This window comes from Acidimicrobiales bacterium, assembly GCA_025455885.1.
In the GTDB taxonomy this organism is placed as follows: Bacteria; Actinomycetota; Acidimicrobiia; order Acidimicrobiales; family Acidimicrobilacustridaceae; genus Rhabdothermincola_A.
Genome location: JALOLR010000023.1, coordinates 21,651 through 32,268, shown reverse-complemented (window position 1 = coordinate 32,268; position 10,618 = coordinate 21,651). Strand labels below are relative to the sequence as shown.

Annotated in this window: 11 protein-coding genes; 3 read left to right on the top strand and 8 right to left on the bottom strand. The window is 74.5% G+C overall.

All coding sequences use genetic code 11. The features are described 5' to 3' along the window. Nucleotides 1–13: 13 nt before the first annotated feature. The 3 genes from MUE36_15245 to MUE36_15235 form a co-directional block, all read right to left on the bottom strand. A complete protein-coding gene (locus MUE36_15245) occupies nt 14–520 on the bottom strand; it encodes an HNH endonuclease (protein MCU0312287.1) in 507 nt (168 codons plus the stop codon). Between the two features lie 107 nt (nt 521–627). Further along, a complete protein-coding gene (locus MUE36_15240) occupies nt 628–930 on the bottom strand; it encodes a hypothetical protein (protein MCU0312286.1) in 303 nt (100 codons plus the stop codon). A gap of 19 nt (nt 931–949) precedes the next feature. Continuing rightward, nucleotides 950–1,852 (bottom strand): ROK family protein, encoded by a 903-nt coding sequence (locus tag MUE36_15235; GenBank protein MCU0312285.1) that lies wholly within the window; start codon nt 1,850–1,852, stop codon nt 950–952. A gap of 155 nt (nt 1,853–2,007) precedes the next feature. On the opposite strand from MUE36_15235, the gene MUE36_15230 reads away from it, so the two are divergent. The 3 genes from MUE36_15230 to MUE36_15220 are packed head-to-tail and all read left to right on the top strand — an operon-like array spanning nt 2,008 to nt 6,588. After that, entirely contained in the window at nt 2,008–2,955 is a 948-nt protein-coding gene (locus MUE36_15230; protein MCU0312284.1) for a MoxR family ATPase, read from the top strand. A gap of 4 nt (nt 2,956–2,959) precedes the next feature. Further along, nucleotides 2,960–4,168 (top strand): DUF58 domain-containing protein, encoded by a 1,209-nt coding sequence (locus MUE36_15225; GenBank protein MCU0312283.1) that lies wholly within the window; start codon nt 2,960–2,962, stop codon nt 4,166–4,168. Further along, nucleotides 4,165–6,588 (top strand): DUF3488 and transglutaminase-like domain-containing protein, encoded by a 2,424-nt coding sequence (locus MUE36_15220; protein MCU0312282.1) that lies wholly within the window; start codon nt 4,165–4,167, stop codon nt 6,586–6,588. Before MUE36_15225 ends, MUE36_15220 begins: the two co-directional genes overlap by 4 nt. 128 nt (nt 6,589–6,716) lie before the next feature. Here the strand turns inward: MUE36_15220 and MUE36_15215 are convergent, their stop codons facing one another. The 5 genes from MUE36_15215 to MUE36_15195 all read right to left on the bottom strand — a co-directional run bounded on the left by MUE36_15215 (nt 6,717) and on the right by MUE36_15195 (nt 10,612). Continuing rightward, complete coding sequence (locus tag MUE36_15215) at nt 6,717–7,094, bottom strand: DUF3040 domain-containing protein (GenBank protein MCU0312281.1); 378 nt, start codon at nt 7,092–7,094, stop codon at nt 6,717–6,719. 172 nt (nt 7,095–7,266) lie between these two features. Then, nucleotides 7,267–8,532: a DNA polymerase IV gene (locus MUE36_15210; GenBank protein MCU0312280.1), complete on the bottom strand. Its 1,266-nt coding sequence runs from the start codon at nt 8,530–8,532 to the stop codon at nt 7,267–7,269. Then, nucleotides 8,529–9,011: an NUDIX hydrolase gene (locus tag MUE36_15205; GenBank protein MCU0312279.1), complete on the bottom strand. Its 483-nt coding sequence runs from the start codon at nt 9,009–9,011 to the stop codon at nt 8,529–8,531. Before MUE36_15205 ends, MUE36_15210 begins: the two co-directional genes overlap by 4 nt. A gap of 67 nt (nt 9,012–9,078) precedes the next feature. Next, nucleotides 9,079–9,810, bottom strand: a complete 732-nt coding sequence (locus MUE36_15200; protein ID MCU0312278.1) for a hypothetical protein — start codon at nt 9,808–9,810, stop codon at nt 9,079–9,081. Between the two features lie 46 nt (nt 9,811–9,856). After that, nucleotides 9,857–10,612, bottom strand: a complete 756-nt coding sequence (locus tag MUE36_15195; GenBank protein ID MCU0312277.1) for a polyprenol monophosphomannose synthase — start codon at nt 10,610–10,612, stop codon at nt 9,857–9,859. Nucleotides 10,613–10,618 lie beyond the last annotated feature (6 nt).

Below are 10,618 nucleotides of genomic sequence, written 5' to 3'. Positions count from 1 at the left end.
GCCGGACGGGTCGTCAACGGGCGCGGGACAACCAGGGGGACCACTCGGCGCGGGGGGTGCCGGCCCTCAACACCAGTGCACCCACGCCTCGTGGCTCGAAGGGGCGGGCGAGCAGCGGCATGCCCGCCTCGTCGGGCGTGCGGTTCCCCTTGCGGCCGTTGCAGGTTCGACAGGCCGCGACGAGGTTCGACCAGCTGTGCTCGCCGCCGGGGCGGGATCGCGGCACGACGTGGTCGACGCTGTCGGCCCGACCGCGGCAGTAGGCGCACCGGTGACCGTCGCGGGTGAGGACCCCACGCCGCGTGACCGGGGCGACCCGGCCCCTCGGGACCCGCACGTAGGAGAGGAGGCGGATGACGTGGGGGCGGGCGACGGACACGCTCGGGGAACGCACCCGGCGCTCGTCGTCGGCTGCGACGATCTCGGCCACCCCGTCGAGGACGAGGACGACCGCCCGCTGCCAGCCCACCGTGCTCAGCGGTTCGTACGTGGCGTTCAGGACGAGGACGTGCTCACCCACAGGTTCCCCTCGGGGCGTGAGAGGGCGGACGCCCTGCTCCTTCGAGGTGACTCTAGCGGCCGGGCACGACGCGCCCCGGGGTCGGATCGGCGGCCGGGGCGGGCCGATCAGGCGTCGGTCACCCGGGGCCAGGCACGGCACCAGTGGAGGTAGGCGACGAGGTCGGCCGGGCTCGGTTCGCGTCCGTCCCCTCCGTAGGCGGTCACCAGCCGGAATCGGAGGTAGTCCGGGTCGGGGAGCGGGAGGTGGGGCGCGTGGCGCCACCAGCGAGGACGGGCCAACCGCCGGAGCTGCCCGACGGCGGTCCCCCACAACCGGGGTCGGACGGCGACGGCCCCGACCGCCCGCAACGCCCAGGTCGCCGACACGGGCGCGGGCATCGGCGGCGTCGTCGCGCTGGTCGTTCCCACGCCCCGAGCCTACGGGCCGTCAGGCGGTGGGCCCGTCCCCGGCGAGGCCCCGCCACCCCACGGCGGCCGCGCCGACGAGGGGACCGTCGGCGCCGAGGCCGGCGGGCCGCACACGGGCGCCTCGGGCGAACCCGATGCGCGCTCGACGGTCGAGCTCGTCCTGGGCCGCAGCGAAGAACGGTGCCCCGAACCCCAACGCCACCGAACCGGCCACGAGGGCCAGTCGCAGGTCGAGCAGGTTGGCCACCGACGCCACCGCCCGCCCCACCAGCATCCCGCTGCGGGCGATGACGTCGGGCGCAGCCTCCGCGGCGGGCCGCCCGGTCAACGCGGCGATGGCCGTCCCGGACGCCTCGGCCTCCAGGCATCCGCGGGCGCCGCAGGCGCAGGGACGCCCGTCGGGGACGACGATGACGTGGCCGATGTGGCCTGCGTTGCCGTCGGCACCGTCGAGCAACCTGCCGTCGAGGACGATCCCGCCGCCGACACCCGTGGAGACGACCATGGCGAGGAAGTCCCGCTCGCCGGCCGCCGCGCCCCTCCACCCCTCGCCGAGTGCCAGCGCCTTCGCGTCGTTGTCGACGTGGGTCGGCCGGGCGGTCAGCCCGGCGAGGCGCGACCGCAGCGGGAAGCCCCGCCAGGCCGGGATGTTGAGCGGGGAGACGGTCTCGCCGCCGGCGGTCATCGGACCGCCGCAGCCCACGCCGACCACGGCCACCGTGTCCGCGGAGGCCAGCAACGGAACGACGATCGCGGCCAGCGCGGCGAACAGCGCCTCGGGGTCGCCGACCGCGGGGGTGGGCCGTCGTTCACGGGCCAGCACCGTCCCGTCGGCGGCCACGAGGCCGGCGGCGAGCTTGGTCCCCCCGATGTCGACAGCCAGGCAGACGCCGCTCGCCGGGGGCTGCACCACGTCGCTCACCGGGGCGACGCTAGCGAGGGCGGCCCGACCGCACCGATCCGACCTCGTCGGCCTAGCCTGACCGGGCCGGTGGCGTGGGCCGCGGGCGTCCCCCCTCCCCGTCCACTCGCCGGATCCGCCGAGAGGAGCCCGTCTTGGTCACGCAGGAAGAAGGCGTGCGCACCGCGACCTTCCCGGCGCTGTTCGGCGCCATCACCGACTCGGTGCAGCGGGCCATCCAGGGCAAGCCCGATGTCGTCGAGCTCGCCGTGCTGTGCCTGGTCGCCGAGGGACACCTGCTCCTCGAGGACGTGCCCGGCGTCGGCAAGACCACGCTGGCCAAGGCCCTCGCGGCGTCGATCGACTGCAGCTTCGGGCGCATCCAGTTCACGCCCGACCTGTTGCCCTCCGACGTGGTCGGCGTGACCGTGTGGAACCGATCGAGCGGGGAGTTCGTCTTCCGCCCCGGGGCCGTGTTCTCGTCGATCGTGCTCGGCGACGAGCTCAACCGGGCGTCGCCCAAGACCCAGTCCGCCCTCCTCGAGGCGATGGCCGAGAACCAGGTCACCGTCGATTCGACGACGTACCCGCTCGGGCCGCCGTTCATGGTCATCGCCACCCAGAACCCGATCGAGCACGAAGGCACCTACCCCCTGCCCGAGAGCCAGCTCGACCGCTTCCTGCTGCAGGCCAGCATCGGCTACCCGAGCCGGGCGGCCGAGCTCCAGGTCCTCGAGACGCACGGTGACGCCACCCCCCTGGCCCGGCTGAGCCCGGTCGCGACGGCGGCCGACGTGCAGGGCCTCATCGCCGCCACGCGCACCGTCCACGCCTCCGATGCCATCAAGGGCTACCTCGTCGACGTGGCCGAGGCGACCCGCCACCACCCGCTCCTCGAGCTCGGGATGTCCCCCCGGGCGACGCTCTCGCTGCTGCGGGTGTCGCGGGCCCGCGCCGCCGCGCAGGGCCGCGGGTTCGTCGTCCCCGACGACGTGAAGGCCCTCGCCGAGCCCGCCCTCGTGCACCGCCTGGCGGTGACGCCCGACGCCCAGCTCCAGGGCGTCACGGCGGCCGACGCCCTCCGAGAGGCGATGGCCACGGTCCCCGTCCCGACCGCTGGCTGAGGCCGTGCTCACCCGTCGGGGCTGGCTCACCGGGGCCGGCGCAGCCGCGCTGTTGATCGGCGGGCGGGTCCTCGGGTTCGTCGAGGGCTACGTGGCGGGCAGCGTGCTCGCCGCACTGCTGGTGGTGTCAGTGGTCTGGCTGGCCGTGACCCGGCTGTCCGTGGAGGTGAGCCGCGAACTGCACCCCGAGCGCGTGCACGCCGGCAACCCCTCGCGGATCGACCTCCTGGTCACGAACCGGGGCACCCGGCCGTCGCCCCTGCTCACCCTGCGCGACCGGGTGTCCGGTACCCGTGGGGCCCTGCTGGTCGTGAACCCGTTGGCCAGCGGCGCCACGGCCCGCGCCGCGTACCGGTTCCCGACCGAACGGCGGGGGGTGGTCGCCATCGGACCGCTCGAGGTCGAGGTGGCCGACCCGCTCGGGCTGTCGCGGCTCGTCCTCCCGGCGACCGGGGTCTCCGAACTCATCGTCTACCCGCTCGTCGAGCACGTCCCGGCGATCCCGCTCAGCTCGGGCAACGACCCCATGGCGGGGGCCGAGCACCCGAACGCGCTCGGACGCAGCGGCGAGGACTTCTACGCGCTGCGGCCCTACGTCATCGGCGACGACCTGCGTCGGGTCCACTGGCCGTCGACGGCCCGCAACGACGACCTCCTCATCCGCCAGGACGAGCTGCCCTGGCAGGGGAGGGCGACCCTGCTCCTCGACGTCCGGGCGTCGCGCCACGACGCCGAGACCCTCGAGCGGGCGGTCTCGGCCGCCGCCAGCCTCGTGGTCGCCGGCGCCCGTCGCCAGGACCTCCTGCGCCTCGTCACCACCGCCGGCGCCGACTCGGGGTTCGCCGCCGGGCACGGTCACGCCGAGACCCTCCTCGAGCACCTCGCGTGCATCCCCTCCACCGACGACTCGGCCTTCGGCCGAGCCGTCGACGCCCTGGGTGCGGGGGCGACCGGCGGGGCGCTGGTGGTGATCGGCGGAGGGCTCACCGACGACGACCGGGACCGCCTGCAACGCCTCGGTCGGCGCTACGGCTCGTTCAGGGTCGTGTCGTTCACCGGCGAGGCCCACACCACGACGACCGGTGTCACCGGCGGCACCGACGGGTGGAACATCGAGGTGCCGCCCGGCACCCCGTTCCCGAGGGCGTGGACGACCGCGTTGGCGATGTCGGCCCGGCGCAACCCGGCAACGGTCGGGAGGGCGGCGCCGTGACGGTCACCGCTCCCCCACCCGGACCGCCGGCGGCACGACCGCCGACCCCCGACCTCACACCCCCCGCCGAGGCGCGGGCCGAGCAGTTCGGGGGCACCCGTCCACCGCGGCGACGTCGCTCGCCGTCCGACCGGCCCCCACACCTGCTCCACGCCGAGGTGGCGTTGGCCGGGCTCACCTTCACGGCGATCTACGGGTTCTCGAGGATCTTCGAGACCCTCGGCTTCCTCTGGCCCCTGCTCACGCTGGCCGCCGGTGTCCACCTCGCCACCGCGCTGCTGCGTCGACGGGGCGTGGGGGTGGCGCTGTCGTTCCTCGCCGTCGCCGGCGGCTGGGCGCTCGCCGCCACCTGGCTGTTCTTCCGCGAGACGACGTTCGCGCTGCTCCCCACCCCGTCGACGCTCGACGCGGTCACTGCCGAGGCGGACCGGTCGTGGACGGCGTTCCGCGAGCTCGTGGCGCCGGCCCCGGCGCTCACCGGGTTCGTGCTCGCTGGCGCAGTGGCCGTCGGGGTGGGGGCGTTCCTCGCCGACTGGGCGGCGTTCCGGATGTGGTCCACCCGCGACGCCCTCGTCCCGTCGCTCACCCTCTTCGTGTTCGCCACCCTCCTGGCCAGCGAGCGGCAGCGGATCCCGAGCGTGGTCCTCTACGTGGCGGCCTGCCTGGTGTTCGTCCTCGTGCACCGGGTGGCCCGGCTCGAGCGCAGCAGCGGATGGGTCACGTCGGCCCGGGCGGCCGGCGGTTCGGCGCTCCTGCGGGTGGGGCTGGCGCTCGGCGTGGTGGCGCTCCTGGTCGGGGCCGTCGTCGGCCCGCGCCTCCCCGGGGTCGACGAGACGGCCATCGTCGACTGGCGGGGCGGCGAGGACGACTCGGGGCGGGTCACGGTGAGCCCGCTCGTCGACATCCGCAGCCGCCTCGTCGAGCGCAGCGACACCGAGGTGTTCCAGGTCCGGAGCGAGGCGCCGTCGTACTGGCGGATGACCGCGCTCGACGACTTCGACGGGAGCATCTGGCGTTCCGACGGCTCCTACCAGCAGATCGCCGGACCCCTGCCGACCGACATGCGCTTTCCCAGCCGGTCCACCGAGGTGCTCGACCAGGAGTTCCTGATCCAGAACCTGTCGACGCTGTGGTTGCCGGCAGCCTTCCAGCCCCTCGCCGTGGACTCGTCGGTCCCGATCCGCTACCAGGAGGAGACGTCGACGCTCATCGTCGACCCCGAGGCATCCAGCGCCGACGGGGCGTCGTACTCGGTGCGCTCGGCGATCATCGACCTGAGCCCCGAGCAGCTCCGCTCCGCCGACCCGACCGTCACCCCTGACCTGGCCCCGATGGTCGAGCTCCCGTCGGACTTCAGCGACTCGGTCCGTGACCTCGCCCGTGAGGTCGTCGCCGGCGCCGACACGGCGTACGACCAGGCGTTGGCCCTGCAGGGCTTCTTCCGCGACACGGGCGGTTTCGTCTACGACCTCGACATCGACTCCGGGCACGGCGAGGACGCCATCGAGTCGTTCCTCGAGACCCGACGGGGGTACTGCGAGCAGTTCGCCGGCACGTTCGCGGCCATGGCCCGCTCGATCGGGCTCCCCGCCCGGGTGGCGGTCGGCTTCACCTGGGGTGACCCCGACCCCGAGGATCCCGAGGTCTTCCAGGTCCGGGGTCGCAACGCGCACGCCTGGCCGGAGGTGCACCTCGGCGCCTACGGGTGGGTGGCCTTCGAGCCCACGCCCGGGCGGGGTTCGCCGACCGGCGAGAGCTACACCGGCGAGCGCCCCTCGCAGGAGTCGGGGCCGTCGGGAGCCGAGGCGTCACCGTCGACGACCGAGGCCGCTCCCACGACCACCGCACCCTCCGACCCCGACCAGCCCGCCGACGAACAGGCGTCGGAGCTGCTCGACAGCTCCGGCGGCGGGGCCCTCCCGGGCGGCGGCGGAGGGACCTGGATCACCACGGCGGCGGCGGGGGCCGTCCTGCTGGCGGTCGCAGCCGCCGGCTACGGCGCCCTGGTCACCGGGACCCGCACCCGCCGCCGGCACCGACGCCGGCGGGCGGCAGCAGGGTCGCCTCCCGCCGAGGTGGCCGTGGCGTGGTCCGACGCCGGTGAACGCCTCGGTCTCCTCCGGCTGGCGCCCCGGCCCGACGAGACCCACGCCGAGGTCGCGACCCGCGTCGGGGCGGCACTCCCCGAACAGGCGTCGGCCGTGCGCGACCTGGCCGGCGCCGCCGACCTGGCGGCCTACGGGCCCGGCGGCCTCGATGCGGCCACCGCCGTCCGGGCGCGGGCCGACGCCGACGCGCTCATCGACGCCGTGGTGGCGAGGGTCCCGTGGTGGCGCCGCCTGCTGGTCGCGCTCGACCCGAGGTCGCTGCGCAGGTCCGGCGACCACACCCGTCACCGGGTCGACCGGCCACACGACTGACCGAGCAGGACGGGGACCGCCGCCGCCGTGAGGCCGTACGGACCACGCCCGGTCGACGAGCGGTCCCGCCCGGGGGTGGGTCGACGCGATCGGCGACGGGCACCACGCCCGTCACCCCGCGGCCGTGGCTACTCGTCGTCGCGCTTCATCCGGTCCTTGAGACGCGAGCTGGTGTTGCCCAGCGCGTCGCGCAGACCGGCGGCCTTCATCGACTGGGTCATCTGCTGCATCCCGGCCTTGCCCAGGCGACGGGCGTTGCGCTCGGCGGCCAGGGCCGAGACGAGCATCACGACGAACCCTGCGAACGACAACAGGAAGTGCGTCCCGAGCGCCAGGATCATCCCGACCAGGCCGACGACGAACCCGAGGAACGACCACTTCAGGTTGCGGTAGGCGTGGGTGTAGACGGTGGTGTCGGCGATGTCACGGGCGAGCGCGGGGTCGGACTGGTAGAGCTGCTGCTCGATCTCGCTGAGGATTCGCTGTTCGTCCTCGGATAGCGGCACCTGTCCACCCCTTCACTACTGGCTCTCGGTCCGGTGTCGGAGCGACAGGCCGTGTCCCGTCCACCGGTTCGATCCCTGGTAATCCATCTTCCCACCAATCGTCGTGTTCCACAACGCAGGCGGCCGAATTCGAGATGGACGGCATCCGACGCCCGGATGACGTCCGGGCCGATCAGATCGGGTCGTCGGCCGCGGGACCCCACTGCCTTCGGTGGCGACCCTTGACGTCGAGACCATCGGTCCCGACCGTCGCCGCCGGACCGATGGCGTCGGCGCCGAAGCGCTCGCGGATCTCGTCGACGGTCCGACTGGCGCCGGCCCACCCCTGTCGGCCGTCGGCGTCGTCGAGGGTCAGCTGGCGGACGCCGCCCTCGGTGAGCCCGCTGACCGAGACCCCGAGGAGGCGGACCCCCTGGCTGGTGTCGACCTCCTCGAGCAGCTCCCGGACCGACCGCAGCACCGCCGGGCCCTCGTCGAGGGGGGCCGTGCTGGTCACCGAGCGGGTGATGGTCCGGAAGTCGCCGAATCGAACCTTGAGGGTGACGGTGCGACCGGCGAGGCGGTGGCGTCGCAACCGGGCGGCGACAGCGTCGCTGAGGCCGGTGAGCTCCCGGGCGACGTCGGCGCGTCGGTGCAGGTCACGGGCGTAGGTCTGCTCGTGGCCGACCGACTTCGGGCGCCGGGCCGGTACCACCGGCCGGGGATCGCGACCGTTGGCCAGGTCGTGCAGGTGGCGGCCCTGGGCACGCCCGAGGGCCGCCACGACGACCTCGACGTCGAGGCGGGCGAGGTCGCCCACGGAGGTGACGCCGAGCCGCTCCATCCGGGTGAGGGTGGCGGGGCCGACCCCCCACAACGCCGACACCGGCAACGGGTGCAGGAACTCGAGCGTCTCGTCACCGGGAACGACCCGGACCCCCGCGCCCGGCAACGGTCCGGACTCGGAGGCCCGCGGCTTGGCCGCCTGGGAGGCCAGCTTGGCCACGAACTTGGTCGTGGCGACCCCCGCGGAGCAGGTGAGCCCCTCCTCGACCAGCACGCGCCTGCGGAGGTGCTCGGCGATGGCCGGCGCGGGGCCCATGCGCCGCTCGGACCCCTCGACGTCGAGGAAGGCCTCGTCGAGGGAGAGCGGCTCCACGAGCGGGGTCACGTCGGCGAAGATCCCCATCACGCGGCCGCTCACCTCGGCGTAGCGGTCGTGACGACCGGCGACGAACACCGCATGCGGACACCGTCGCCGGGCCTGCGAGGAGGGCATCGCCGAGTGGATCCCGAACGCCCTGGCCTCGTACGACGCCGCCGCCACCACGCCACGGGGGCCGTCCCCGCCGACGACGACGGGCCGCCCCCGCAGCTCGGGCCGGTCGAGGCGCTCCACGGCGACGAAGAAGGCGTCCATGTCGACGTGGATGATCGTCGGGTGGTCCCGGTGGCTCACAGCCGGGTGACCTCCAACGCGCCCGTCCGGCCGAGCACCCGGTAGCCGTAGCTGCGCCGACCGGGCCACGGCGCGGCGAGCCACTCGTGGAGCGGGTCGGCGACCCAGGGAGGGCCGCCCTCGAGGTGGTGGGCGCACCGCGGCGCCGGCACCCATCGGACGTCGTCGACGATCCCGTCGGGGTCGTCGACGGTGAGCACGCCCTCCCAGGCCACCGCCCGGTAGGCCTCGACGCGGAGCCTCCAGCCCATGTCGGGGGCCTCGGCCTCGATCTCGTAGAGCAAGGGGCTCCACTCCCGCACGACGAGCCCGGTCTCCTCCGCGACCTCACGGGTGAGGCCCTCGACCACGGTCTCACCCGGGTCGACGACCCCGCCGGGAGGGCTCCAGTCGACACGGCCGTCACCGCGACGGTTGCGCACCAGCAACAGGCCGTCGGGGCCCTCGATGACCGCCCCGGCCACCAACCAGTCGCGCATGGTCACAGCATGGCGCGTCCCGGCCCGCCCCGGGCGGGAACCGGCGGGGCCGCCGCCGCTCCCGGACTCAGGGGGCGGGGGCCCCGGCGCCCGGCGGGCTCTCCCGGGTCACCGAGACGGGCGGGAGAAGGGACACCTCGGGGTCGATCGGTGACTCGACGGCACCCGGACGGGTGGTCGGTGCGGGGGCCGTGGGCGCCTCGTCGTCGCGCTGGACGACGAGGACGATCCCGACGACCGCCACGACGGCCACGGCCGCACCGATCACCGGAACGGCGAGACGACGACGCAGCGAGCGATGCAGCTCCTCGACGGCCGGGGAGGGCTCCTCCATGAGCCCGACGAGGCGGGACTCGACGTCGGGCTCGGCGAGGCGCAGCGCCCGCGCCAGCACGACGACGTCCGGACGGCGCAGCACGAGGGGTGTACCCGGCTCGGCGTTGCGGAGGGCGTACACCAGCGACAGGTAGGCCGCCAGCACCTCGTCGGGCGCGGGGGCCTCGGGGTCGAGGGCTGCGGAACGCTCGGCGACGAGGAGCTCACCGCGGTCGAGGTCGACGACGACCTCGTGGCGGTCGGGGAGCAGGTCGTCGGGCCGCAGACCGTACGCGACGACGACCGCCTCGAGCCGGTCCTGGTCGATCGTCGCATCCCCGGCCTCGATCGCCGCGAGCTCGCTGGCGGTGAACCGCGAGCCCTCGGCGATCTGGGCCACCGTCCGCGAGGAGCCCCGGCGCTCGGCGGCGAGGAGCTCGCCCAGTCGGCTCGGCGGCAGGACCGCCAGGGTGGCGCGAGTCATGGCCGTCCCATCGGCCGCTCGGCACCCCGCCTTGAACGACGCGGGGTCACGAGCCCGTCCCGCCCGGCTCGTCGACAGGTCGGTTGCGGTGCAACAGGCGGTCTCGGATCGCCCACCACGTCACCAGCACCAACGCCTCGACGACGATCCGTCCCGACATCTTCGAGGTGCCCCGCACGCGATCGGTGAAGCTGATCGGCACCTCGACGATCCGCCCGCCGCGACGGGCCACGCCGTAGGCCATCTCGATCTGGAACCCGTAGCCGTCGGCGGTGACCCGGTCGAGGTCGAACCGGGCGAGCATCGACGAGGCGTAGCACCGGAACCCGGCCGTGGCGTCGCGGACCTGGAGTCCGAGCAGGAGCGAGGCGTACCGGTTCCCGCCCCTGCTCAAGTACTCCCGGTACTTCGGCCACTCCGGGATGCTCCCGCCGGGGACGTAGCGCGACCCGATGGCCAGGTCGGCGCCGTTCTCGACGGCGCTGATCAGCGAGGGCAGCGCCGCCGGGTCGTGGGAGAGGTCGGAGTCCATCTCGATCAGCGCGTCGTACCCCTGGGCGAGGCCCTGTGCGAAGCCGGCCCGGTAGGCCGATCCCAGGCCCTGCTTGCCCGCCCGCCGCAGAACGGACAGTCCGCCTCCGTGGCGGGTCGCCCAGTCCTCGGCCAGTGCAGCCGTGCCGTCGGGGCTGGCGTCGTCGACCACGAGCACGTCGGCCTCCGGAACGGCCTCACGGACGCGGTCGAGGACCTCGACGATGTTCTCCGCCTCGTTGTAGGTCGGCAGGACGACGAGCGGCTTCACGCCGCC

Bases quoted from the DNA above. Each gene is read 5' to 3' on its own strand.
- MUE36_15205 (MCU0312279.1), bottom strand. From the start codon at position 9,011: ATGCGCGACTGGTTGGTGGCCGGGGCGGTCATCGAGGGCCCCGACGGC.
- MUE36_15200 (MCU0312278.1), bottom strand. From the start codon at position 9,810: ATGACTCGCGCCACCCTGGCGGTCCTGCCGCCGAGCCGACTGGGCGAG.